Here is a 25,870-nt window from a genome sequence, read left to right on the forward strand (position 1 = left end):
GCTCAGGATCGTGACCTGGTCAGCAGTGGCTCGGCCCGAGACCACAGTTCGGTGACCACCTCGCCGGCGGGGCGATCGGTGGCGGCACGAAACCCGGTCCCCGCCCACATGTTCAGCGACTGCGGGTCTTCGGCACGCTCGGCGGCCGCGCGTATCGGTCCGGTCAGCGTGTTGACCTCCGGATATGCCGCAGGTGTGACGTCGGCGAAGTCGGTCATGAAACGGTTCGCGATTCCTCGGGCCGGTCGGCCGGAGTACGCCCAGGTCACGGCGGTGGTGGTGAACGCGGGGTCCATCATCGCCGTGCGGTGCAACGCCTTGGTGCCCGCCTCGGGGGTCCGCAGCAGCAGGGTGCCCACCGACACCGCCCGAGCACCCGCGTCGAGTAGCCGCGCGACGTCCGTCCCGCCGGCCACGCCACCGGCCGCGACCGCAGGCGTCGACAACGATCCGGTGATCTCGGCGAGGAGCTCGGGCAACGGTTGAGTGGGTGGCTGCTCGTCGGGCCGGAAGGTGGACCGGTGGCCTCCGGCGTCGGGACCCTGCACCACCAGCAAATCGGCACCGCGATCGACCGCCCGGCGCGCGTCGTCGGCCGTGGTGACCGTGACCCCGATCGCGACGTCGCGGTCGTGCAACACCGCGACGTCGCTCTCGCTCGGCAGTCCGAACGTGAACGTCACCAGCGGTACCTGCGCATCCGCCGCCACCCGGACCTTCGCGGCGTAGTGATCCTGTCTTTCGTCGTCGCTGCCGAAGTCGGGAACCGGCGGGATGGTCACGTCGTCGGGCGCCGCCGAGACCAGCGTGTCGCGGTAGCGCTCCAACGCCTCCCGGCCGACCGCGTGCTCACCGACCACGAAGATGTTCACGCCGAATCGAACGCATCCGAGCTCGCGGACCGCGCCGATGCGTCGCGCCGTCTCCTCCGGCGACGCGTAGGCGGTGGGGAGCATGCCCAGACCGCCCACCCCACTGACCGCGGCCACCAGCTCGACCGTCGACGGACCACCGGCCATCGGCGCACCGAGGATGGGTATCGACAGCTCGTCCAACGTGAAGGTCATGTCCACACTCCTGACGTGCCGCGGCGATGTGAGTCCAGCAGGTGGGTGTCCACCAACCCGACCGCCTCCATCAGCGCGAACATGGTGGTCGGGCCCACGAAACGGAACCCGCGGGTACGCAGCGCCTTCGACAGCGCCACCGATTCCGGCGACGAGGTGGGGATCTCGTCCAGCGTCCGCGGCCGTGGCGTCTCGACCGGACGGAACGACCAGATGAACTCCGCCAAACCGCCATCGGCCCGCAGGTCCACAGCGGCCCGGGCGTTGCCGATGGTCGCGACGATCTTGGCGCGGTTGCGGATGATCCGGGCGTCGTCCAGCAACCGATCCACATCCGCGTCGTCGAAGGCGGCGACGGCATCGATACGGAAATCCGCGAAGTCCTCGCGGAACGCCGGTCGCTTGCGTAACACGGTGGCCCACGACAACCCCGACTGGAACGCCTCCAACGACAACCGCTCGAAGTGGGCGTCGTCGCCGTGAACGGGCATCCCCCACTCGGAGTCGTAGTAGTCCTGCATCAGACCGGGTGTGGCCGCCCACACCGGCCGCAGCAGGCCGTCGTCGCAGCGCACCGCGCCGGTCGCCGTGTCGCCGTCGACCGGGGTCGGGGAGTCGGCCATCAGGACGCGGCGGTGACCTGGGTGATGCCGGCCTGATAGGTCGACGAGGTGGCGCCCCGCGGGAGCGCGGTGATCCACACCAGGAAGTACTGGGTGGCCCGCGGGTTGGCGATGGTGATGTCGGTGGATGTGGAGTCGAGTGCCGCCGCGGCCACCTGGGTGGTGTCGTCGAAGCTCGCACCCGGCGAGGGCGCCGTCCGGATCTGTACCTGTGCACCCGGGGTGTCGGTGCGGATCGTGACCTTGGTCAACGGCGCCGAACGCTGCATGGTGAATATCAGCCCGAGACCCGATTTGAGGTTCCCGAACTGCGGCCCACCGCGGTAGGCGTCGGTGCGCCAACTGGGCGACGCCCCCGTCAGCACGTTGGGGAGGTTGGCGCTCGAGTCCGGTGGCTGGTTGGAGTAGTCCTTCAGCGCGACACTGGTGAGGGTGACCGGCCCGGCGGGTGCCGCCGGGGCCGGACGTGGCCCCGACGACGACGGGGTCGCCGCTGCGCTGGTGGTCGGGAAGAGTTGCGAGTCGATGTCACCGCTGCTGCTGTCGCTGTCGAGGCCACCGCTGAGCCACACGATCAGCGCGATGATCAGGAACAGGCTCAACAGCACCGCACCACCGATCAGCCCCAACGCGCGCATGGAGCGTTTGCGTTGCGGTCGACCGCCCCGGTCGTGGGCGCGGGAGACGTTGCTGGTCGGCTCCTGACGATCGGAGTCGACCACGGGCAGCAGGTCGGTCTTCTGATCCAGCACGGTGGCCTGGTCGAGCACGTGCTGGACCGTGGCCGCGGTCCGGATACCGCTGTCGCCCTGCAGTGCACGCGCGGCGACTGCCGAGATCTCGAAGGGGACCTCCGTACGGGCCGCACGCGGTTCGACGGGCTTGCCGTCGTCGTCGGGCTCGGCCACCGGCAGCCCGCCGATCGGTTCGCTGACGTCGCGGGAGGTCGCCAGGCCGGCGCCGGTCTCCGGATCCAGGGGCCAGTGGGCCAGCAGCAGGGCGTAGAGCACGGCGCCCAGCCCGCGCACGTCCTGCGAGTTGGCGTCCCCGGCGAGGGTGCCGGGGAAGGCCAGCACCGCGTTGCCGTCGCTGCTGATGCGGATGCGGTCGGGGTGGTCGATGGACAGTGACGTCCCGGTGCGATGAGCGGCCTCCGCGGCGGCGGCGAGGGCGCGGACGGCTCTCGCGGCGCCCACCGGCGACGGATTGGTCTTCGCGACCTCGGCCAGCGAACTGCCCGGCACCCACTCGGAGACCACGATGCCGCCCGACGAACCGCGCACCACGTCCAGCACCCTGGCGATACCTGATGAGTTCACCCGGCCCAGGCGCAGCGTGCGCGACAACACGGCCTGCGGTCCTTCGCGGCGGGCTGAGCCGCGGTCGTCGGGGTCCACCGGCGGTGCGATCTGTTCGGCGTCGACGAAGGTCAGGCCGACGTCGCGGTCGAGGTTGATGTCGCGCGCCCGCCAGAACTGCAGCCCACGACTGCCGCCGTGGTGCTGCAGCAGCCGGTACCGACCGCCGGCGACCGCAGCACCCGGGATCAGGCGCGGTCCGCGTCGCACCGAGTCGGTGTGGTCGGCGGCCGCGGGGGTTCGTGGACCCCCGACGGGAGTCGAGGGACCGGATGCCGGGGGGACGACTCCGGGGACCTCAGGGGTCGACGGCGCGGGTGTGGAGCGATCCGCAGGGGCGGCGTCGGTCGCGCCGGTGACCGGGGCGTCGGGGGTCGTGATCGCCGCGAATCGGCGGGTCTCCTCGGCCGCGGACGGGCGGCTCGGTCGGGCCACGGGACCGGACCCGGCGCTGGTGTCCACAGTGCCCTCGGGGCCTGTGCGATCGGTCGGCGACCCGGCACCCGGAGCGTTGCGGTCGGCCACCTGCCCCACTCCCCTCCTGCGGTATCGCAGATCGCGCGGCATGCCCGGTCGGACGGTGCCGACGGCCCCGCCGCTGTGCTCCGAATATGCCTGCCAACTGGCCGTTCCCTGGTCGAAGCGGCGCAGCACCTGTACCTGACCAGAATACGGGAGCGCCTCGTCGCCGTTGATCCGCGGGAACTGCACGGTCATCGTCGGGGCGACCTCGGTGTCGGGGGTCGACGTCGGCGCCAGCGCGGGGATGAATCGACCCAGCACGCGGCGCAGCGAGACGCTGATGGCGATGACGTCGGGCACCCGCAGCGCCACCAGGGCCAGGTAGGCGAGTCCGAGAGCGAACACCGCGGTCAGCAGCAGATAGCAGATCGAGCCGATCTTGCCGTGCCCGGAGGCGAGGCCGCTGAGCCCGGAGGCCTTCGACAGTGCCCAGATCACCGCACTCGACGCGATACCCGCGATGAGCACCAGTGCGGTGGTGCGGGACACGTTGGTCATGCGCACGTCGCCCAACCGGCGACGCAGCAACCAGTGCCCGACCACCGCACCGACCAGGTACCCCAGCCCGTTGGACAGTGCGAGCCATCGGACCACCAACTCGGGATCGCTGAACAACACCGGACCCAGGTAGGACGCGACCACCTTCACCGCGGTGATCCCGACGACCATCAGCGTCGGCGTCCAGGCATCCTCGCGGGCGTAGAACACCCGCAGCTGCACCAGCGTCATCGCGTACGGGATCATCGTGAACGCACCCCACGACAACACCGATCCGAGCTGGTCGGCGGCGTGCGTGTCGAACTTGCCGAAGTTGAACACGGCCAGCGCGATGGCCGGTCCGAAGAACGTCATGAAGCTGATCACGGGGACCAGTGCGACCATCGTCAGTCGGGTGGCCAGCGACAGGTCGTCGACCACCGCGTTGGTGTCCTTGGCGGCGGCGTTGCGCGACAGCCGCGGCATGATCGCGGTCAGGATGGTCACTCCGAGCACCCCGTACGGCAGCTGCAGCAGCTGCCAGTGGGTGGCGTAGACGCTGACGCCGGACGCCGTCGCGTGGGCGGCGATGCGATAGGTGATGATCAGCCCGACCTGCAGTACGGCCACGTAGAAGACGATGGCCAACGCCATGTTGCCGAACTTCTTGAGTCTGTCGTCGATACCCCACTGCCAGCGCAGCCGTACCCCGGCCCTGCGCAGGTGGGGCAGCAGCACGGTGGCCTGAGCGACCACCCCCAGGGTGGTGCCGATACCCAGGATGAGGAGTTTGGTGTCGCCCATCCGGACCGGGTTCAGCGAGATGTCCCCCGGTGCGACCGCGTAGGCGACCAGGGTGACGATCTGCACGATGTTGTTCAGGACGGGTGCCCAGGCCCCCGGTTTGAAGAGGCCCTTCATGTTGAGGATCGCGATGAACAGGGCCGACATCCCGTAGAAGAGGATCTCGGGGAGGAGCAGGTAGGCCAGGCCGGTGGCCAGTGGACGGTTGACCTTGCCGTCGCCCAGGTTGAGCAGCGTGAGCAACGGCGCGGCGATCAGCGCGATCACCGTGGCCGCCCCGAGCAGCAGCGACGCGACGGTGAAGATCCGGTTGATGAACCCGGCTCCACCGTCGTCGTCCTCGGCCTCCGCCCGGACCAGGACCGGGATGACGATTGCCGTCAGCACCGCCCCCAGCACCACCTCGGCGACCATGTTCGGCAGCACGTACGCGGCCTGGAACGACGAGGCGACAGCCGGTCCGAGCATGGCCAGCACCAGTACGGTGCGGATGAACCCGGTGATACGGCTGGTCAGGGTGGCGATGGCGATGGACCCGCTGGTCCGCAACACGCCGGCGTCACCCTGGTCGCGACGCCTGGCGGGCGCTTCCGGCGGGTCGGCGACGGCGGTGGGGGTGCCGGCCGTGCTGCCACCGGCGGTCGGTGTGTCCGCGACGGGACCCGGGACCGTGGTCTGCGCGCCGACCTGTCGGCGGCGGCGGGTGGACCCGGTGGGGGACGCCTGCGGGTCGGCGGGGGTGGCGGCCCGCGGATCCGGGCCCGCACCGGGGAGCACCCGACGCGGGGCCGCCCGCCGACCCGAGCCGGTGACCGGTGACGACTCGGATCCGGACACCGATGGGGAGGTGTCGGGGTCGCCGCCGTGACCGCTGCTGTGCCGGTCGGTCACGAGTCGGATCCCTCGGTCGGATGCGGTCGGGCGGCTCCGGAGGACGATCGAGACCCCGCGGTGTCCGGCGCCTCACCGGGGAGCAGCACCACGTCGTCGAGCGGTGGTCGCCGTGAACTGTGGTGGAAGTGACTCTGGGCCATCATGCGCTCCCGCTCGTCGGGTTCGGGGCGATCGAGGTCGGCGGGGTCGGGGCGACCGCGGAACCGACGCCAGAGACGCCGGCCCGAGAGCAATACCAGCAGGACCCCGGCGACCACGGTGATCCAGAAGAGTGGCTTTCCATATGCGTTGGAATGTACTGACAGCGACACACCGCTGCCCAACGTCACCCCGGTGGTGGTCGAGAGCGACATGTTGACCCGCACCGACCGCGACGAGTTCGCCGTGGCGGGCACCTGGATCTGCCGGGTGCCCCGTGGCGGGACCTCGATCACTCCGGCGTCGTCGATTTTCAGCTCCTCCGGAGCCGACGTGCTCAACCGCGTCCGGATGGGGACCGGGAGGTCGTTGCGGATGACCAACAGCAGCGGACTGCGCTCGGAGGCGAGCGTGTACCCACCGCCCGGGTCGAGGATGCTGACCGACGCCCGCATGGCCGACAGTGTCGCGGTGGTCGCGGTCAGTCGAGCCTGCGACGCGGCGGCACCGGTCTGCACGTCCGCGACGGTGCCCTCCGGGTTGGTGTGCATCGCCCGCAGCATGTCCTCGTGCAGCGGGGCCAGATAGGTCTGCGGTGAGAGGTCGGCGTCGGAGCGCTGCACCATCGAGCCCTGCAACTGCCACGTACGGTCGGTCACCCCTCGCACGGTGTTCACGGTGCCGGTGGAGACATACGTGCCACCGACGGTGGTGTCCGGCGGCAACACCGATCGACCGGTGGTCGTGGTGCGCGACAGCGCGTCGGACAGGTCGGGCAGCGAGCGGGGGTTGGCCACCCCCGATTCCACCAGCATCGATGCGGTGTCCAGCACCGCCGCGGCGTCGTCACCGGTGGCGTCCCAGATGGGGGGTGGCACCACCAACTCGCTGCGGCCCGCCGCGGACTGCCGCGCGGGGTCGGCGTCCGCGGCGGTGTCGGACGGGATCAGCGGGCTGTACGCCAGCGCCGCGGTGGCGGCGGCACGCCTGCTGACCGCCGACTCGTCGTCGAGCGGGAACCGTTGGTTCGCGCGGGTCAGCGCGGGTGTCGCCGGGGCCCGGCCCAACGCGGCCAACGCGGTGGTGACGGCCGGGTCGTAGGTGGCCACCGTGTCGTCACCGATCCGGAACCGTCCCTCGGCGGCCGGGTCGTCGGTGGTGACGGTGCTCTGGGCCACCACCGCCTTGGCCCCCTTGCCGAGCATGGTCGCGGCCGCGGCCGTGAGCACTCCGTTGGGCGGCAGCGTGAGACCACGCACGCTGCGCACCCCGAGTACCGCATCCACGATGTCCGCGGGAGCCGACAATCCGGCACCGGTCAGCCCCACGTCACCGACACGGGCCAACGCATCCGGGCTGACCTGCGCGAACGGCGTCGCGACGACGCACAGCCGGTCGGCCACCCGGCGCAGACGGTCCAGCCAGGTCTTGGCCGCGGCGGAACCGGTGCCCGCCCGCGTCGGTGCCCGAGGATCGGTGGGGTCGGTGGTCACCTCGTAGTCGCCGGTCATCGCCTGCACCGTGACCAGCAGGTCGGGGTCGACGGCCAGACACAGGCTGCGCGACAGTTTGGAATCGGCGTCGGCGGTCGCGTCGTCCACCGCCGACAACAACCCGGCCAGTCGGCCGTTGCTCAACGACCCGGCGAGACTGTCGCTGATCAGCCGCACCGGTTGGTCGCCCCCACCGGGTACACCCGCGGCGAGCTGCGGTGTCGCCGACAGCGGCCACAGCATGGTGAAGTCGCTGGGTGAGCGGGTGTCCGGGGCGATCGACCCGTTGGTCATCGGGGTCGCGCTGCTGCCGTCGGCGGCGGAGTCCCCGGTGTCGGAGTCGTCCGCGGTGGAATCCTGTGCAACCGTCTCGGCGCGCGCCTTGTCCGGCGGTAGCCCCAGCACGCTCAGCATGGTGCGCGAGTCGTCGAGGCGGGCCTGCTGTCCGTAGTCGGGGGTGCCGTTCACGTTGACCAGCAACGGGAAGACGCCCGGCGTGTCGATCCGCAGACCCCCGTCGGACAACGGGACCTGCAATCGGAACGACACCTGCTGCCCGGCGGCGAGGGTTCCGGGTATGGAGACGAACGGGGTGGTGACGTCGAAGGTGGATGCGTCGCGGGCCAACGCGGCGCGCAGGCCGGGGGCGGTGTTCACCGCCGGTGCCCGCTGTAGCCGGACCGAGATGTCGCGGACCGGTCGGTCGCCGACGTTGCGGATATCGCCGGCCACCGTGACGGTGTCGGGGCTCGTGGTGGTGACCGTCGACGGCGTCAACGACCCCACCTGCACCGACAGGAAGGTGCTGTTCAGGGCACCCGGCGCGGCGGCGGCTCGGGGCAGTCCCGCCGGCAACCATCCGAGCAACACCACGAGCAGCACCACGGCCACGCCGGAGATGGTCGGTCGGACCGACCTGCGCTTCGCGGTCAAGTCGGATCGGGGCCCGAGTCTGCCGCGCCGTTGTCCCGGCCGCGGTCTCCGGTGCCGCCGCGGCCCGCGGTCGCGGGTGACTGCCCGTGCTGCTTCTTACCGCCGCGCCGGCGCCGGCGGGGCCGCCCTGCCACGGGCGGTGTCTCGTTGCGCCGTTGGTTGCGGGCCGCGGCCGCCTTCTCGTAGGCGTTCGGCTGGGTGCGGATGGAGTCCGCCTCCGACTGCGCGATCCGCGACGGATCGGCGGTCAGGTCGGCGATGACGTCTTCGGCGGCCCGTGCCAGGCGTCGCTCGTCGGAGTAGGTCAGGGTGCGACCGAGATCGGTGAAGGGCACCCACGCCACCTCGGCGACCTCGTAGTCGGCGTCGGAGAGCTCACCACCGGTGAACCGCATCAGATAGTGGTGCACGGTCTTGTGTATGCGTTTGCCCTCGCTGACGAACCAGTAGTCGATCTTGCCCAGCGATGCGAGCACCGTCCCCTCGATGCCGGTCTCCTCGGCGACCTCCCGGATCGCGGTCTGCTCGGCGGTCTCCCCGGTCTCGATGTGGCCCTTGGGCAGCGACCACATCATCCGCCCGCGACGGTCCACCCGGCCGATCAACGCGGCGCGCAACGGCTCACCGTCACCCTCGATACCCGAGACCACCAGACCACCGGCGGAGGTCTCCCGCACCGTCCGCATCCGGGGGTGGTTGGCCCCCCGATCGCGGTTGTGGGCCGCCCGACCGCGATCGTGTCCGCCGACGGGTTCGCGTTTCGGGTCGCCCGCGCCCTTGGCCCGGCCGGCCCGGTCGGTCGTCGGCACCCCGGTGGGAGCGCCGACGCCGTCACCGCCCGCCGCGGCGTCGGCGGTTCGCCCGTTGGACCCCGACCGCTGGGCGGAGGTGCCGCGGGCCGCGTTCTGGGCCCGCAGCCGGTGATTACGGCTGACGTCGGACGGTTTCACCGCGCGATTACGGCGCGACCGGCGCGCGGTGTCGGTGGTCGTCAGATCGGCGGGCGAGGGCCCGACTGCCGCGTTGGGTCGGTTCGCCGACGAACCCTGACCCGACGGACCGGGTGTCGCGTGCGTGTCCGGGGCGCCGTCGTCCCAGGCTCCACCGTCGTCGACGTCATCGTTCTGGGCTCCCCTGGGGTGGGGGCCACTGTTCTGGGGGCCGCCCGATCGGTCGGCGGCCGCCGACGATTCACCGGTCGGCTGGGCCTTCTTCTTGCCGCGTGCGCCACGACGCCGTCCGCGGCGGCGCCTGCGCTTGTCACCTCGCTCGCCCGACTCCCCGGTCTGACCTGCCTCGCGGCGGGGTCCGGGCGGCGTCGGCACGGGTTGATGTGCCCCGCTCTCCCCCGCCCGTGACCGGGAGTCGCCCGACCGCGGCGCCGCGACGTCGCGGTTCGGGTCGGTGGAATCGGCGGACACCCCCATGATGCTAGCCGCCGGTAACCTGCTGTTCGTTGACCGGCGCACCTCGGCGAGCACCGTCACCGACCCCTGATCGGTGGGTCTCGCGGGGTCTCGATCCGCGCTCGGGGCATCACCTAAGCTGTCACCCCGTGACAGGTGTACCGGGCCCAGGCGTGTCGGAACCCGGGGCGTCCGAGCGGCGGATGCGGTTGCTGGCGCAGGCCGTGGTGACCTTGCGCGGGGTGAACGACACACTCGAACCCCTCGGTGACCGGTTCGCCGCGGCCGGACACGAGCTGTACCTCGTCGGCGGGTCCGTGCGGGACGCCGTCCTCGGCAGGTTGGGCCAGGACCTGGACTTCACCACCGACGCCCGCCCCGAGCAGGTGCAGGAATTGCTGCGCGGCTGGGCCGACGCGGTGTGGGACACCGGCATCGCCTTCGGCACGGTCAGCGCCCGACACGGCGACCATCAGATCGAGATCACCACCTTCCGTCACGAGGCCTACGACCGGGTCGGTCGCAATCCGGTGGTCACCTACGGCGAGACCCTCGACGCCGACCTGGTCCGCCGGGACTTCACGGTCAACGCGATGGCCGTGCGGATCGGCGCCGGCGGTGAGCAGGAGTTCGTCGACCCGTTGGACGGGATGACGGCCCTGCTGGCCGGGGTCCTCGACACCCCGGCCACGCCGCAGGAGTCCTTCGACGACGATCCGCTGCGGATGTTGCGGGCGGTGCGGTTCGTCGCCCAGCTGGGTTTCACACCCAGCCCGCGGGTCGTCGCGGCCGTCGAGGGGATGGCCCATCAGCTGACCCGCATCACCGTCGAGCGCATCGCCGCCGAGCTGAACAAGCTGATCCTCGGCGAGCACGCGGTGGAGGCGATGGATCTGCTGACGGAGACCGGACTGGCCGCGTTGGTGCTTCCTGAGGTGCCCGGGATGAAGCTCGCCATCGACGAACATCATCAGCACAAGGACGTCTACACCCACTCGCTGACTGTGTTGCAGCAGGCGATCGATCTCGAGACCGGCGACCCCGACCTGATCCTGCGATGGGCGGCCCTCCTGCACGACATCGGCAAGCCGGCCACCCGCAAGTTCGAACCGAACGGCGGCGTCAGCTTCCATCACCACGAGGTGGTGGGCGCGAAGATGGTGCGCAAGCGGCTGCGGGCCCTGAAGTTCCCCAAGGCGACCGTCGACGACGTCGCGCAACTGGTGTTCCTGCACCTGCGGTTCCACGGATACGGCGAGGGCACCTGGACCGACGCCGCGGTTCGCCGCTACGTCACCGACGCCGGACCGTTGCTCGGTCGGCTGCACAAGTTGGTGCGCGCCGACTGCACCACCCGCAATGCCCGCCGCGCGCAGAAGCTGCAGCGCGACTACGACGACCTCGAGCGTCGCATCGCCACGCTCGCGGAGCAGGAGAACCTGCAGAAGGTGCGCCCCGACCTCGACGGGAACGCCATCATGGAGTTGCTCGACGTCCCCCCGGGACCTGAGGTGGGCCGGGCCTGGCGATTCCTCAAGGAGCTGCGGCTGGACCGCGGACCCCTCGAACATGACGAGGCGGTCGCCGAATTGCGCGCCTGGTGGGCCCGCGAACACCCGGGCAGCGAACACCCGGGCAGCGACCATGCCGACGAGGGCCCCGGCTGACCCCAGCCGTCGAACGGGCCGTCATCCCCGTCGAGTGGGCCGAAACCCGCGTCGAGTGGGCCGTCACCGCCCCATCGCCCGCAGCTCGCCGACCAACCGGTCGAGATCGTCGTACCGCACCCCGAGATGGGGGCTGAACCGCAGCACCGACCCGTCGGCGGTCAGTGGCGCCCGCCAGCTATCCGCGCAGGTCACCAGGATCCCGGACGACTGCAATCGGACCTTGGCCGCGAGTACGTCGGCTGGCTCCCATCCGATCGGCGGGGCCAGCGTGACGATCGCCGACGGTTCGTCGACCGACTCACGCAGTACCCACCCGTCGACATCGGCCACTCGCTCCCGGGTCACCGCGCCGACGCGGGCGAGTTCCCGGTGCACCCGTTCGATCCCGACGTCGTGCAGTTCTCGCACTGCGACCCCCAGCCCGAGACGCCCGGCGATGAAGGTCTGTGGATCGTCGATCTCCGCGCGCAGCAATCCGTCGGATCGCACACCGACGAAACCCACGCCGCGCGGGCCGGTGAGCCACTTACGACTGGTGCCGTACACGGCGTCCGCACCGAACGCGCAGTCGGTCTGTCCGAGGGACTGGGCGGCGTCCACCACCACCGGCACCCCAGCCGCGTGGGCGAGCTCGACGATCCGCCCCAGCGGTTGCACCACCCCGTTGTACGAGCCCAGATGACAGAGGTGGATGACGTCGGGTCGCGCCGAGCGCAATCGGCCGGCCAAAGCATCGACGTCCACCCGTGTCCCGACCTCGTCGGTCGACGGCACGGTCTGCACCGTCAGGCCCCGCCGGGCGAATTCGTCGAGGTTCGGACCGTATTCGTTCTCGCCGACCCAGACGGTGGCCGCGGCGGGGAGATCCCACCGGTTCAGCAGCGCGCGCAGGGCGGCCGTCGAACCGTCTCGGAACACCACCTCGTCGGGCCCCATCCCGACCAACGTCGACAGGTCGGCACGGCATTGTTCGAGCCGGCCGGCCACGGCAGCCGCCGCGACATACGAACCGTGTTCGGCCTCCCGCCAGAGGTGCTCGGTCAGGGACTCGATCACCCGGTTCGACGACCGCGCCGCCGACGCCGAGTCGAGGTGGGTGAGGGCCGGCTCCACGCGCGCGCGATGCCACGGCTCGCCGAGCTCACTGACGTACACGGTCTCAACCTACCGACGCCGTACTCGTGGGCGCGCCGCCGCGACCCACCGGGTGTCGATCATCTCGACCGGGATCAGTTCAGTAGGCGTTGACGGCCTCGTAGTAGCTGAACCCGTGCGCGCCGTTGGCGCAGTAGACCGCCGCATGGAAACCGGTCTTGCAGTACGAGCCGCCGCGGCTCACCTCGGACCCCGACTCGGCGCCGGAGCCGACCGGGTGACCAACCTGCGTGATGGACGGATTACCACCGGGCAGGGTGTTCGGGGTGCCGTCGCCCGGCCCGGGATGTGCGGGCGTGTTCGGGTCGTCGACGACCACCTCGCGGACCTGCTCGACGGTTGTGGTGCTGCCGTCCGCGGCCTTGATGTACATCGTGGTCGGGCTGGTCAGGTCGCAACCCACCCGACCGGAGTCGTCGATCGAGCAGTTGAACGGCCCGGTGGAGAAGTAGGTGGTGGTGTCGGCCTGGGCGTCCCCGGCGCCGATCCCGACCGCGGTGAGCGCCAGTGCCCCCGACAGTGTGCCGATCAGTCGTGTCCGCAGAGCCATGTCGATCTCCCATCCCCGACCCGTGTGTTGTCCGACCCTTTCATTCGTATGTCGAACGAAAGGCATCCCGGTGTTACCCGGGACACCCATCGTGGGGTGAGCCTCGTGCCCCCGCGTCCCCTTCCGGGCCTGTGACGGCACCGCATCCTGCGTGCGGAACCCCCTCACCACCTGGCGCGTCCAAACGGCATGGACCCCGGAATCGCCTACGCGTTCGGCCTCGGTGACGGTGAACTGACGCACTGGCGATCGGCCTCCGACCTCGATGTCGACGGTGACGGCCGGCAGGACGCGGTGCGTGTCGACTTCGACGGCGACGGTCGGTACGACGACGCGATGTGGGACTCCGACGGCAACGGCGATGCCGATCGCGTCGGTCTGGATCTCGACGACGACGGACACCTCGACCACTTCTTCGCCGACGGTGGCCGGGGGTTGTGGGAGCGGTCGGTCGGCGGTCCACACTCCGATGCCTCCGGCCCGGACTCCCCCGCCGCACCGACGGCCACCGCACCCGAACCGGAACCGACCACCGGTCTGGATTACACCGACCCGGGCGGTGCCACCCACCACACCGACACGGCGACCGTGGACGGTGACGGCGACGGGCAGGCCGACGACCTGTTGGTGGACGACGACCATGACGGCCGGGCCGACGGGCTGCTGGTGCGCGGCAGGGTGGCGAGCGGGACGCTGCAGGTGGAACGGATGTACCTGGACACCGACGGCGACGGCGCGTTCGACGCGGTGGTGATCGACACCGACGGGGACGGCACCGCCGACCGCGCCCTCACCCCACGCGACGCCGGCTTCGGGTTCGGCGGACCGGTCAACCGCTGACCGCGGCGTCAGCTCAGCCGCGCCACCGTGCCGCGCGGTGTATCGACGCGGTCGACCACCCGGCGACCGCACAGCACCACCACGACCATCCCGATCGCGTACAGGACCGCACCGAGGGCTGGCAGCCCCGGTGACCGACCGTCGGGAGCGATGGTGAGTGCGGCGCAGGTGATCGCGGCGACGTACGCGACGTTGAACACCGCGTCCTGGAACGAGAAGACCTGCCCGCGGTGGGTGTCGTCGACGTCCATCTGCATGGCCGCGTCCCCGCAGAGCTTCGCTATCTGTCCGATGAGTCCCAGCACCAGCGCCGAGACGCAGATCACCACCGAGTCGAGGGTGACCAGCGATGTCTCCGCCACCACGCCGACCCCCAGTGCGACGAGCAGCGTGCGTTGCCGTCCGATGCGGTTGACGGAGAGCGGGGTGATGACCGCGGCCAGGAACAACCCCCCCGCGGTCAGCGCCGCGACCAGGCTGATACCGGTCAGTCCCCCACCACCGAGGGTGGAGTGTTTGGTCAGCACCAGGAGCATCAGCGTGTTGAGCCCGAAAACCAGCCGGTGCGCACCGATCGCCGAGAGGGCCGACACCACGCTCGGCGCCCGCCAGGCCGCTCGCGCACCGTGCAACAGACCCACGGCCACCGCATGCACCGCGGTGTGCGTCGACTCGTCCGGTTCGTCGGGACCCAATCGGAACCGTTCGAACCCGTTGGCCAGGGCGGCGGCGAGCAGGGCCAGCACCATCCCCGTGGAGATGGTCAGCGCGCTGCCCACGTTGTCGGCGCCGAACATCGCGCGGAACGCGACCGCGAGACCGGCGCCGACCGCCAATGCGACCGCGCCGATGGTGGTGAAGAAGGCGTTGGTCCCCACCAGGCGTTCCCGTTCGATCACATGCGGCAGCGCGGCCGACAGACCGGACGCCACGAAACGACTCGCCCCGGTGACCACCAGCGCCAGCAACAACACCACCGAGTCACCGCAACCGGTCGCCACCGCCACCGCGACCAGGGTGATGCTCAGGGCGCGGAACACGTTGGCCCAGATCAGCACCGTGCGCCGGGCCCAGTGGTCGAGCAGGGCTCCCGCGAACGGGCCGATGAACGAGTACGGCAGCAGCAGGACCGCGAATCCACCGGCCACGGCGAGCGGGTCGGAATGGCGTTCGGGATTGAACAGGATCGCCCCGCCGAGCGCGGCCTGGAACAGACCATCCGTGACCTGACTACCGAGCCGCACCGACAACAACCGGAGAAGCCCCGGCGCGGTCAGAAAACGGCGGAGGGAGGTCACGGTTCGAGAATAGTGCGATGATGACGGGGTGGGAGCGGACGACGAAAGTGATCCCGGGGGGACCGAGGGACCCGACCGACCACGCTCCGACGAGGACACCGTCGACCCCCGCCGCATCCGGGCAGGCACCGCGCTGGTGTCCGCCACGGACCTCTCCGAACCCACCTTTCGGCGCACCGTGGTCTACATCATCGAGCACAACGACGCCGGCAGCCTCGGCGTGGTCATCAATCGGATGAGTCAGACAGCGGTACACAACCTGCTGCCGAGTTGGACCGACATCGCGGCCTCGCCGCGAGCGGTCTTCGTGGGCGGACCGGTCAAGCAGGACTCGGCGCTGTGCATGGGAGTGGTGCGGCGCGGGGTCGACCCCGACCTGGTACCCGGGTTGCGTCCGGTCAACGGTCGGGTTGTGCTCGTCGACCTCGACACGGATCCGGATTTGCTCGCCGGTCAGGTCGAGGGTGTGCGGATCTTCGCGGGATACTCCGGTTGGGGTATCGGACAACTCGAGGACGAACTCGCGCGCGACAGCTGGATCGTGGCCTCGGCCATGCCCGGTGATCTGCTGGCGTCGCCGCAGACCGACGTGTGGTCGGCGGTGTTGCGTCGTCAACCGTGGCCGCTGCCGCTGTTCGCGACCCATCCGATCGACCTCGAACGGAATTGACGAGAGAGCGCGGCTCGACGTCATCTCGGCGACGGGGGCTCAGGCGCCTGGCCCGGCAACCACAGGCACCCCGTCGTCCCGCGACGGCGCCGTCCGGGAGTACCGCCCGGCCAGCCACGCGCAGATCATCAACTGCACCTGGTGGAAGATCATCAGCGGTAGCACGATCAGCCCGATCGGCTGTCCGGTGAACAGCACCGCGGCAATCGGCAGACCGGTGGCGAGGCTCTTCTTGGTCCCGCAGAACTGGATGGCGATCACGTCGGCACGGTCGAAGCCCCAGCGCCGCGCGACCCATCGGGTCGACGACAGCATCACCGCGACGATGACCGCTGCCCCGGCGATCAGCGCGAGGATCTGCCACCAGTCGACCTTCGACCAGATGCCCTCGCGTACGCCTTCGCCGAAGGCGGAGTAGACCACCAGCACGATCGACCCGCGGTCGACCAGCTTGGTGGGTCTGGCGTGCCGGGAGAGGACACCGGCGACCAGCGGTCGCGCCGCCTGACCGACCAGGAACGGCACCAGGATCTCCAGCACGATCGTGACGATCGAGGACGCCGAGATGTGTACGTCACCCGAGGTGGTCAGCAGGGCCAGGGCCAGCAGCGGGGTGACCACCACGCCCAGCAGGTTCGACACCGACGCGCTCACCACCGCTCCGGCCACGTTGCCGCGTGCCATCGAGGTGAACGCGATGGACGACTGCACGGTCGACGGGAGCAGACAGGTGAACAACACACCCACATACAGCGAGGTCCCGAACGTCGGTGCGACCAACGGACGCAGCGCCAATCCCACCAGCGGGAACACGACGAAGGTGAACGCCAGGATGGTCAGGTGCAGCCGCCAGTGGGTCAGGCCCCGCACCGCCTCCCGGGGATGCATCCGCGCGCCGTAGAGGAAGAACAGCAGCGCGATCGCGGCGACCACCACCCACCTGAGCACGTCCACCGCCTCGCCACGAGCGGGGAACACCGTCGCCACCGCGACGGTGGCGAGCAGGACAAGGATGAACCCGTCGACATGGAATCGGCCGGGGTGGAACCGCGCGGCCACGGGTCAGCCCGCGGCGGCGGTGCCGTCGGGGCTGCACGCACCCTGTAACGCGCAGCTGCCGCATCCCCCACCGACGCCGCAGTCGGTCGCGGGTTCTCCCAGCACGGACACCGCGCGGACCGCGTAACCACTGGCCACCCCGGCCACCACCGCACCGGCGACCACACCGAGCACCGCGAACAGCAGCCCGACGCCCCCGCCGATGCCGAGCGCGAGCAGACCGCCCATCGCCACGATCAACCCGGCCCCGATGATCCCGGGTCCGGCGCCGCGGTTGGCCAGCGCGAAATGGTCGGGCGACCGCATCGTCTCCGCCGACCGCACCCCCACCCAGCGGTTCCGCGGGAGTCGACCGACGAGACCGAGGGTGCCGATGCTCACCCAGCCGACCGCGAGCAGCAGGCTCAGGACGGCGACGACGACGGCAGCGACAGACACGCCGATCAGCATACGAGCCGGGAGCGGTCCGCTCCGAATCTGCGCCCGCGGCCCCGGGCCGACCGGTGGCGAAATGGGGTGTCGGCACGCTTTACGCTGGTCCGTGTGACGCAGCACCGCTACACCGCAGAGCTGGCAGGCGAGATCGAGGCCCGCTGGCAGCAGATCTGGAACGATCGCCATTGCTTCGAGGCCCCGAACCCGGTGGGCCCGCTGGGCGGTGACGTCGCGGCCTACGGTTCCGACGACGCGAAGCTGTTCATCCAGGACATGTTCCCCTACCCGTCCGGGTCGGGGTTGCACGTCGGCCACCCGCTCGGCTTCATCGGCAGCGACGTGTTCGCCCGGTATCAGCGGATGAACGGCCGCAACGTGCTGCACACCATGGGCTTCGACTCGTTCGGTCTGCCCGCCGAGCAGTACGCGGTCCAGACCGGCACCCACCCGCGCACCACCACCGAGGCCAACATCGAGCGGTACCTCGCGCAGATCCGGCGCCTGGGACTCGGCCACGACGAGCGGCGGCGGGTGGCGACCACCGACGTGGGGTTCTACCGCTGGACCCAGTGGATCTTCCTGCAGATCTACAACTCCTGGTACGACGCCGAACAGGCCCGGGCCCGGCCCGTCGCCGAGCTCGTCGACGAGTTCGCCGCGGGCACCCGTCCGCTCCCCGCGGGCGCCGTCTGGGACGAGCTGAGTCCGCAGCGTCGCGCCGAGATCATCGACGACCACCGGCTGGTCTATCAGTCCGATTCGCTGGTCAACTGGTGTCCGGGTCTGGGCACCGTGCTGGCCAACGAGGAGGTCACCGCCGACGGCCGCAGCGACCGTGGCAACTTCCCCGTGTTCCGGAAACGTCTGCGGCAGTGGATGATGCGGATCACCGCCTACTCCGACCGGCTGCTCGACGATCTGGACCGACTGGACTGGCCGGACAAGGTGAAGACCATGCAGCGCAATTGGATCGGACGATCCCGCGGTGCCCAGGTGGCCTTCTCCGTCGCCGACTCCGACGCCGTGATCGACGTCTTCACCACCCGTCCGGACACCCTGTTCGGGGCCACGTACATGGTTCTCGCGCCCGAGCACGAGCTGGTGGATCAGGTGACGGCGGCGGCCTGGCCCGCCGACACCGATCCCCGATGGACCGGTGGCGCCGACACCCCCGCCGATGCGATCGCGCGGTACCGCGCGACGATCGCCGCCAAATCCGACCTGGAGCGACAGGAGAACAAGGAGAAGACCGGTGTCTTCACCGGCGCCTTCGCCGTCAACCCGGTCAACGGTGAGCGGGTGCCGGTGTTCATCGCCGACTATGTGCTGCTCGGGTACGGCACCGGTGCGATCATGGCCGTCCCGGCCCACGACATCCGCGACCACGAGTTCGCCACCGCCTTCGGGCTGCCCATCCGCGAGGTCATCGGCTCCGACCAGGGTGTGACCGAGGAGGCCTTCGTCGGCGACGGGCCCGCGGTGAACTCCGACTTCCTGAACGGCCTGGGCGTCGACGCGGCCAAGGCCGCGGTCATCGAGCGGCTGGAGGCCGACGGCTCCGGCCGCGGCACCATCCAGTACAAGCTGCGCGACTGGCTGTTCGCCCGGCAGCGGTACTGGGGCGAACCCTTCCCCATCGTCTACGACGCCGACGGTCGAGCGCACGCCCTGCCGGAGTCGATGCTGCCGGTGCTGCTCCCCGAGGTCGACGACTACGCCCCGGTGTCCTTCGACCCGGACGACGCCGACAGCGAACCCGCTCCCCCGCTGGCCAAGGCCACCGACTGGGTCACCGTCGACCTCGACCTCGGCGACGGCGTGCAGACCTACACCCGCGACACCAACGTGATGCCGCAGTGGGCGGGTAGCTCCTGGTATCAGCTGCGGTACATCGACCCGACCGACGAGTCACGCTTCGTCGCGCCGGAGAACGAGGCCTACTGGATGGGGCCGCGCCCCGATCTGCACGGACCCGACGACCCGGGTGGCCTCGACCTGTACGTCGGCGGGGTGGAACACGCCGTGTTGCATCTGCTCTACTCCCGGTTCTGGCACAAGGTGCTGTTCGACCTGGGCCACGTGTCGTCGTCGGAGCCGTATCGGCGCCTCTACAACCAGGGCATGATCCAGGCCTACGCCTTCACCGACGACCGCGGTGTGTACGTGCCCGCCGAGGCCGTCGAGGAGACCGCGGACGGATTCTCCTACGCCGGCGACCCGGTCACCCGGGAGTACGGCAAGATGGGCAAATCCCTGAAGAATTCCGTTGCGCCGGACGACATCTGCCGCGACTACGGCGCCGACACCCTGCGGGTGTACGAGATGTTCATGGGTCCGCTCGATCAGTCCCGCCCCTGGGCGACCAAGGACGTGGTCGGCGCGCAGCGCTTCCTGCAGCGGGTGTGGCGGTTGGTGGTCGACGAGGAGACCGGTGCCGTCCGGGTCACCGGCGACGAGCCGTCCGACGAGGCGAACAAGCTGGTGCACAAGACGATCGCCGGAGTCCGTGAGGACTACGCCGCGCTGCGCAACAACACCGCGATCGCGAAACTGACCGAACTCACCAACCTGCTGACCAAGAACTACGGAGCGGGTGCGCCGCGATCGGCGGTGGAACCCCTCGTCGCGATGGCGGCACCGGTGGCGCCGCACCTGGCCGAGGAACTGTGGGCCCGTCTCGGCCACGACACCCCGCTGGCCGTCTCGGCCTTCCCCGTCGCCGACGAGACCTGGCTGGTCGAGGAGACCATCGAACTGCCGGTGCAGGTGAACGGCAAGGTGCGCACCCGTATCACCGTCGCCGTGGACGCCGACAACGACGCTGCGCAGGCCGCGGCGCTGGCCGACCCGAAGATCATCCCGCTCCTCGACGGCAAGGAGCCGCGCAAGGTGATCGTGGTGCCGGGACGGATGGTCAACGTCGTCGTCTGACCCCCGTCGGTGGCACGCTCCCGACCTCTCACGGCGCTCAGCTCTTGGGCGGCAGGGTTCGCACGACGTCCGCGGCACGGTCGATCCACTCCTGGAGTTGTTCGTCGGTACCGATCCCCTCGGCCGTCACCCGGACCCACCCGCGGGCCTGTCGTCCGCTCATCACCATCGGTTGCACATGCGGCAGCACCAGCAGCGCATCGGTGTCATCCGGCGCGACCCGGGTCATCAGCCCACCGTTGCCGCTCGCGGCCACGGCCATGTGACCCTGCACCAGGAAAGCGAGTCCGCCGAACATGCGCTTCTCGGTCACCACGCCCTCGGTCTCCATCAGGTCGCGGATGCGGTCGGCGAGGGCGGCGTCGTAGGCCATACCCGATTGTCACCCCGAGTCGACCCTGACGGGAGTCTTTCGCCGGTGAACATCACTCCCCGGTGAACGACGGGGGCCGCTTCTCGAAGATGGCGCTGATGGCCTCGCCGATGTCCTTGGACGGCAGGAATGCGGCGTTCCAGGCTGCGACGTAGCGCAGGCCGTCGTCCACGGTTCCGGTCAGCGGCCAGTCCAGGACGTCCTTGACCCCCTGCACCACCAACGGCGGATTCGCGGCGATCTGCGCCGCGGTCGCCCGTGCGGTGGCCAGCGCCGCGTCGGCATCGGGCAGTACGTCGTTGACCAGATTGATGCGCAGCGCGGCGTCGGCGTCGATGTCCTTGGCCGTGAACGCCAGCTCACGGGTGTGGGCATCACCGATGATGGCGGGCAGCCGCTGCAGCGACCCCATGTCGGCGACCATGCCCACCTTGGCCTCGCGGACGCTGAACGTGGCGTCGGCAGACGCGTAGCGGATGTCGGCGGCGGCGATGAGATCCACCCCCCCGCCGATGCACCACCCCTGGATCACCGCGACCACGGGGGTTCGGGACCGCGCGACCGCGGTGGTCGCACCCTGCATCCGCAGCACCATGCGATGGAACTCCGTACGCGTCTTGGCCAGGGCATCGCCGGCGAGAACCGGTCCCAGCTCACCGGCCATCGCGGACAGATCGAGACCGAAGGAGAAGTGCTTACCGCGGCCGGCCAGCACCACGGCGCGCACCTCGGTGTCGGCGTCGAGCTCGGCGAACACCTCCGGCAGCTCCCGCCAGAAGTCGGGACCCATGGCGTTGCCCTTACCCGGGCCGATCAGTGTCACCTCGGCGACGTGGTCGGCGACGGTGACCTCGAATGCTGTCCACTGACTCATCACCGCAGCGTATCGGCCGGGTCGGGAACATGGTCGTCGGCCTGCCGCCTGCTAACAGTACGCACGTCCGGTATATGACAACGAGCGTTGACGTGACAATCGGTGTTGACAAGAAATCAGATGTTACCTAGCGTCACAGGTAAGAAACCGACCTCGTACCCCGGGGTCGGCCGCGCCACAGAAAGGTCCCGGAATGTCGCAAGCAATCAAGTACGTGCCCCAGGCACCGGAAAGCGACGACACCGACTACGGACAGATCCTCGACGACCTGTCGTCGGCCTCCGTACATCGCAACTTCGACCCGTACATCGACATCCACTGGGACTCCCCCGAGATGGCGCTGGTGGACGACGACGAACGGTGGATCCTGTCCTACGACGTGGACCCCATCGGTCGGCACAAGTGGTACCAGGAGCAGCCGGTCGAGAAGCAGATCGCGATCGGCATGTGGCGCCAGGCCAATGTCGCCAAGGTGGGGCTGCAGTTCGAGTCCATCCTCATCCGCGGGTTGATGCAGTACAGCTTCAAGCTGCCCAACGGGGCCAAGGAGTTCCGTTACACCACCCATGAGGCCAAAGAAGAGTGCAACCACACTCTGATGTTCCAGGAGTTCGTGAACCGCACCGGGGTGAAGGTGCCCGGCGCCAAGGTCGGATACCGTCTCATCTCCCCGCTGGTGCCGCTGGCCTCCACCGTGTTCCCCACCATCTTCTTCTTCGGGGTGCTCGGCGGCGAAGAGCCCATCGACCACATCCAGAAGGACTTCCTGCGCACCGGGGCCAGCCTGCACCCGACGATGGCCGCGGTGATGCAGCTGCACGTCGCCGAGGAAGCTCGGCACATCTCGTTCGCGCACAACCACCTGCGCGAGACCATCCCCCGCAAGGGGCGGATCCCGCGGTTCCTGCTCTCGCTCACCTTCCCGGTGGTCATGCGTGTCCTGTGTGGTGCCATCTGCGTCCCGCCGAACGCGTTCCAGCGTGAGTTCGACGTCCCGGACTCGGTCATGAAGGACATCTTCTGGCGGTCGGACGAGTCGAAGAAGTTCCTGCGCAATGTGTTCGGAGACGTGCGCATGCTCGGCGAGCAGTGCGGCCTGATGAACCCGGTGTCGCGTGCGCTGTGGAAGTTGCTCGGCATCGGCGGCCGTCCGTCGCGATTCCGCAGCGAGCCGACGTACACGGCAGCGTAATCCGTGCCGCACGTCGTCACCCAGGCGTGTTGTGGGGACGCCTCCTGCGTCTATGCATGCCCGGTCAACTGCATCCACCCGACGCCGGATGAGCCGGACTTCCTGACCTCGGAGATGCTCTACATCGATCCATCGACCTGTGTCGACTGCGGCGCCTGCGTCAGCGCCTGTCCGGTCGGGGCCATCGTCCCCGGCCATCGGTTGGCCGACGAACAGCTCCGTTATCTCGACGTGAACGCGGCCCACTACGCCGAGCCCGAGCCCGACGCGGTGCGCTTCCCGGTCGATCCGGGATGGCGGTTGCCGCTGGCGCCGATCCAGAAGCCCAAACCCCTGCAGGTGCCGGGCGGTGGCGATGTGGAGGTGGCGGTCGTCGGCTCCGGTCCGTCGGCGATGTACGCCGCGGACGAGCTGCTGCGCTACCCCAATGTCCGGATCCGGATGTATGAGCGGCTCGACCGTCCGTTCGGATTGGCGCGGTTCGGGGTGGCGCCCGACCATCTGTCCACCCGCAAGGTCATGCGGTTGTTCGACGACGTGGCCCGCAACCCCAATCTCGAGATCCTGCTGAACACCGAGATCGGCCGAGACATCTCGTTGGCGGACCTGCGCGCGCGCTCGCATGCGGTGATCTGGGCCGGCGGTGCCGAGACCGACCGACGGCTGCAGATCCCCGGGGCCGACGTCGCCGGCGTGTGCAGCGCCACCGAATTCGTCGGCTGGTACAACGGTCACCCCGACTTCGCGGACCGCACCTTCGACCTCTCCACGCCGCGCGTGGTGATCGTGGGCAACGGCAACGTGGCGCTGGACGTGGCCCGCATCCTCACCGCCGACCCGGAATCGCTTGCGAGCACCTCCATCTCGCGCGAGGCGCTCACCGCGCTACGTGCGTCCAAGGTGGAGGAGGTGATGGTGGTGGGCAGGCGCGACGCCGGTGCAGCCGCCTTCACCCTGCCGGAGCTGATCGGACTCATCGACGGCGGCGCCTCGGTGACGGTGGACGCGGGTGACCTGGCTCAGCTGGGCACCGCATCCGACACGGTCACCGCGACCAAACTCGACCTGCTGACCGAGGCGGCCGGTGCACCGCACCGCGACGGCCCGGTCATCCGGTTCGCTTTCCTGCGGTCCCCGCACGAGATCGTCTCCGGAGCGAACGGATCCGTCGCCGGCATCCGGTTCATCCGCAACGAGATGTCACCCGCCGGGGCCGTGGTACCCACCGATCGGTTCGACGACGTCGACACCGGCCTGGTGCTGACCTCGATCGGATACCGCGGGTTGGCGTTGCCGGGACTGCCCTTCGACGAGGCACGCGGGGTCATCCCCAACGACGCGGGCCGGGTGGTCGGCGACGACGGCCCGATGCCGGGGATGTACGTCACCGGGTGGATCAAGCGGGGCCCGTCGGGGTTCATCGGCACCAACAAGACCGACTCCGCCGACACCATCGCCTCGTTCCGCGCCGATCTCGAGGCGGGTCTGCTGCGCGCGCCCACCCAGCCCGTGCGTCCCTGAACCCGCCCGCCGGCATCAGCCCCCGAAAAGCAGGTACAGCCCCATGAAGGTGTACATCACCATGGTCACCATCATGGTCAGCTGCCCGGTCAGCTGACGGCCGCGGGGGAGTAAACGTAGTGCCGCGTCGTGGGCGGCGGCGACCCCGACGATGTGTCCGCCCACCACGCAGACGACCTTCAACGTGACGGTCACCGTGGGATGTTCCGACATGACGAACTCGGGATGAGTGTCACTGAGCCACAGTACATTCCAGCCGCGGTCCAGCGGATCGCCGAGAGCGAACACGGCCTCCTGTCCGCGTTCCACCAGGTACTGCAGATAGTGGGCGAGCACGTAACCGATCACGATGGGGATCAGCGAATGCGCCATCGCACCGGGTAACCGCCGCCGGGTGGCGGACGACACCCCACCGACCGCACGGGCTGCCGACCAGAAGGTCACCGCGACCACCAGCACGAACACGAGCAGACCGGCGGTGGACACCGCGCACGCCGCGGCGGTGTGCGCCATGTCGGTGAGTCCGGACGTCAGCTCGGCGACGAACCGCTTCCACGACGGGAAGGCCGAAAAGCTGTCGTAGGCGGTCGATCCCAGCAACACGGCCAGCAGGGCCACCGTCCCCGGCCGTACCGGGAGCGACGGCAGATTGTTCAGCGGACTGGTGACCACCAACCGCCCGGTGCGCACATCACGACGAAACATCGATAACCTCGACGTCACCAGGCTGTACACACCGAACGGATCGGCGCGATCGAGCCAGGTCTCACCACAGATCACCGTGCCGAGCACCGTGACGATCAGATAGCAGAGCAACCAGGCGCGTATCGCGGGCACCGAACTCGGTGCAGGCGAGGCCAGCTCGAGCCAGACGAATGCGAACAGCCCCACGACGGCGGGCCGGTGTCCCCACGCGTCCGGGTAGCGCCGAAACCCGGTGAAGCGATGGCCGCCTCCGGTCAGCCTTACCACGGTGCGGATGGGGGACAGCAGCCGCCAGGCGGGACCCACCAGCAGAGATAGCACCACCAGACCGACCCACAGCAGGACATAGAACGCAGCGGGCAGGGGGTTCTCGTCGGCGTCCGGACCGAACAGCGCGGCCATGATCAACCAAGCGGTCAGGGTGAGCGCGAGACCGGCGACCAGACCCCGGGTGACGGACGAGTCCACCACCGCCGCCAGCCGGTTCGGTAGCGGGCGCCCGGCATCGACGCGACCGTACCGTGGTGTACGCCATGCGAGAGCGATGATGGCGAACGAGATGGTCAGAGCCCAGGCACCGCCGATCAGCACCCCGGTGAGGGGAACCGGCAGGTACTGCGAACCACCGAGTCCGTGCGCCAGCACCGTCACGGATCGGGGATCACTCATCCAGGTTGCCCTTCTCCGGACCGTCGGACGCGATCGTGGCGGAGCCGGTGTCGATCCCGTCGTCCTCGTCGGTGTCGTCGTCACAGTCTCCGTGGCGGCGGCGGTCTCGGACCGCGATGACGACGATGATGCCGACGAGCAGGAAGGCGGGCACCACGGCAGGTAGCGCCAGCAGCAGGGAGTGCGTCGCCAGGACGCCTGTGGTCATCGGTG

Annotated in this window: 20 protein-coding genes; 6 read left to right on the forward strand and 14 right to left on the reverse strand. The window is 69.7% G+C overall.

Translation table 11 applies throughout. The features are described from left to right. Positions 1–2: 2 nt before the first annotated feature. Genes BW971_RS10080 through BW971_RS10100 form a run of 5 tightly spaced genes read right to left on the reverse strand, consistent with a single transcriptional unit; the run spans position 3 to position 9,730 of the window. Positions 3–1,067, reverse strand: a complete 1,065-nt coding sequence (locus BW971_RS10080) for a nitronate monooxygenase (protein ID WP_076479393.1) — start codon at positions 1,065–1,067, stop codon at positions 3–5. Continuing rightward, a complete protein-coding gene (locus BW971_RS10085; RefSeq protein ID WP_076479130.1) occupies positions 1,064–1,690 on the reverse strand; it encodes a DNA-3-methyladenine glycosylase I in 627 nt (208 codons plus the stop codon). Before BW971_RS10085 ends, BW971_RS10080 begins: the two co-directional genes overlap by 4 nt. Then, complete coding sequence (locus tag BW971_RS10090; RefSeq protein WP_407701210.1) at positions 1,690–5,742, reverse strand: murein biosynthesis integral membrane protein MurJ; 4,053 nt, start codon at positions 5,740–5,742, stop codon at positions 1,690–1,692. The genes BW971_RS10085 and BW971_RS10090 overlap by 1 nt, the downstream gene beginning before the upstream one ends. Beyond that, entirely contained in the window at positions 5,739–8,267 is a 2,529-nt protein-coding gene (locus BW971_RS10095) for a DUF6049 family protein (RefSeq protein ID WP_143690297.1), read from the reverse strand. Before BW971_RS10095 ends, BW971_RS10090 begins: the two co-directional genes overlap by 4 nt. Positions 8,268–8,305: 38 nt before the next feature. After that, positions 8,306–9,730 carry an NUDIX hydrolase gene (locus BW971_RS10100; protein WP_327201066.1) on the reverse strand — a complete coding sequence of 475 codons (1,425 nt, stop codon included), beginning with the start codon at positions 9,728–9,730 and terminating at the stop codon, positions 8,306–8,308. A gap of 188 nt (positions 9,731–9,918) precedes the next feature. Between BW971_RS10100 and BW971_RS10105 the strand changes: the two genes are divergently transcribed. Next, positions 9,919–11,382, forward strand: a complete 1,464-nt coding sequence (locus BW971_RS10105) for a CCA tRNA nucleotidyltransferase (RefSeq protein WP_076479395.1) — start codon at positions 9,919–9,921, stop codon at positions 11,380–11,382. Positions 11,383–11,445: 63 nt separating this feature from the next. Here the strand turns inward: BW971_RS10105 and BW971_RS10110 are convergent, their stop codons facing one another. Further along, the gene (locus BW971_RS10110) at positions 11,446–12,540 is read right to left on the reverse strand and encodes an aminotransferase class V-fold PLP-dependent enzyme (RefSeq protein WP_076479134.1); all 1,095 of its coding nucleotides are present in this window, start codon (positions 12,538–12,540) and stop codon (positions 11,446–11,448) included. A 79-nt stretch (positions 12,541–12,619) separates the two neighbouring features. Then, positions 12,620–13,090 (reverse strand): hypothetical protein, encoded by a 471-nt coding sequence (locus tag BW971_RS10115; RefSeq protein ID WP_076479136.1) that lies wholly within the window; start codon positions 13,088–13,090, stop codon positions 12,620–12,622. 189 nt (positions 13,091–13,279) lie between these two features. Here BW971_RS10115 and BW971_RS10120 point away from each other — a divergent pair, with 189 nt between their 5' ends. Continuing rightward, the gene (locus BW971_RS10120) at positions 13,280–13,930 is read left to right on the forward strand and encodes a hypothetical protein (RefSeq protein ID WP_076479138.1); all 651 of its coding nucleotides are present in this window, start codon (positions 13,280–13,282) and stop codon (positions 13,928–13,930) included. 8 nt (positions 13,931–13,938) lie between these two features. Here BW971_RS10120 and BW971_RS10125 read toward each other — a convergent pair whose 3' ends face one another. Further along, positions 13,939–15,228, reverse strand: a complete 1,290-nt coding sequence (locus BW971_RS10125) for an MFS transporter (protein ID WP_076479140.1) — start codon at positions 15,226–15,228, stop codon at positions 13,939–13,941. Positions 15,229–15,256: 28 nt separating this feature from the next. Here BW971_RS10125 and BW971_RS10130 point away from each other — a divergent pair, with 28 nt between their 5' ends. Continuing rightward, a complete protein-coding gene (locus tag BW971_RS10130; protein ID WP_076479142.1) occupies positions 15,257–15,898 on the forward strand; it encodes a YqgE/AlgH family protein in 642 nt (213 codons plus the stop codon). Between the two features lie 39 nt (positions 15,899–15,937). Here the strand turns inward: BW971_RS10130 and BW971_RS10135 are convergent, their stop codons facing one another. Both BW971_RS10135 and BW971_RS10140 read right to left on the reverse strand, forming a co-directional pair. After that, positions 15,938–16,957, reverse strand: coding sequence for a bile acid:sodium symporter family protein (locus BW971_RS10135; protein ID WP_076479144.1), 1,020 nt, complete (start codon positions 16,955–16,957; stop codon positions 15,938–15,940). Between the two features lie 3 nt (positions 16,958–16,960). Continuing rightward, the gene (locus tag BW971_RS10140) at positions 16,961–17,395 is read right to left on the reverse strand and encodes an SdpI family protein (RefSeq protein WP_234974337.1); all 435 of its coding nucleotides are present in this window, start codon (positions 17,393–17,395) and stop codon (positions 16,961–16,963) included. Positions 17,396–17,500: 105 nt separating this feature from the next. On the opposite strand from BW971_RS10140, the gene leuS reads away from it, so the two are divergent. Further along, on the forward strand, positions 17,501–20,323 hold the full coding sequence (leuS, locus tag BW971_RS10145; protein WP_200799405.1) for a leucine--tRNA ligase: 2,823 nt from the start codon (positions 17,501–17,503) through the stop codon (positions 20,321–20,323). Between the two features lie 37 nt (positions 20,324–20,360). Here the strand turns inward: leuS and BW971_RS10150 are convergent, their stop codons facing one another. Together BW971_RS10150 and BW971_RS10155 are read right to left on the reverse strand one after the other, a co-directional pair. Continuing rightward, the gene (locus tag BW971_RS10150; protein ID WP_076479150.1) at positions 20,361–20,696 is read right to left on the reverse strand and encodes a TfoX/Sxy family protein; all 336 of its coding nucleotides are present in this window, start codon (positions 20,694–20,696) and stop codon (positions 20,361–20,363) included. Positions 20,697–20,748: 52 nt separating this feature from the next. Continuing rightward, entirely contained in the window at positions 20,749–21,570 is an 822-nt protein-coding gene (locus tag BW971_RS10155; RefSeq protein WP_076479152.1) for a crotonase/enoyl-CoA hydratase family protein, read from the reverse strand. Between the two features lie 193 nt (positions 21,571–21,763). On the opposite strand from BW971_RS10155, the gene BW971_RS10160 reads away from it, so the two are divergent. Together BW971_RS10160 and BW971_RS10165 are read left to right on the forward strand one after the other, a co-directional pair. After that, positions 21,764–22,762, forward strand: a complete 999-nt coding sequence (locus BW971_RS10160) for an AurF N-oxygenase family protein (RefSeq protein WP_076479153.1) — start codon at positions 21,764–21,766, stop codon at positions 22,760–22,762. Positions 22,763–22,765: 3 nt separating this feature from the next. After that, the gene (locus tag BW971_RS10165) at positions 22,766–24,283 is read left to right on the forward strand and encodes a 4Fe-4S binding protein (protein ID WP_076479155.1); all 1,518 of its coding nucleotides are present in this window, start codon (positions 22,766–22,768) and stop codon (positions 24,281–24,283) included. 15 nt (positions 24,284–24,298) lie between these two features. Here the strand turns inward: BW971_RS10165 and BW971_RS10170 are convergent, their stop codons facing one another. Next, positions 24,299–25,657 carry a hypothetical protein gene (locus tag BW971_RS10170; RefSeq protein WP_076479156.1) on the reverse strand — a complete coding sequence of 453 codons (1,359 nt, stop codon included), beginning with the start codon at positions 25,655–25,657 and terminating at the stop codon, positions 24,299–24,301. Continuing rightward, positions 25,650–25,865 carry a hypothetical protein gene (locus tag BW971_RS10175; RefSeq protein WP_076479158.1) on the reverse strand — a complete coding sequence of 72 codons (216 nt, stop codon included), beginning with the start codon at positions 25,863–25,865 and terminating at the stop codon, positions 25,650–25,652. Before BW971_RS10175 ends, BW971_RS10170 begins: the two co-directional genes overlap by 8 nt. Positions 25,866–25,870: the final 5 nt, after the last annotated feature.

The sequence above is a fragment of the Williamsia sterculiae genome (genome assembly GCF_900156495.1).
Taxonomy (GTDB): Bacteria; Actinomycetota; Actinomycetes; order Mycobacteriales; family Mycobacteriaceae; genus Williamsia_B; species Williamsia_B sterculiae.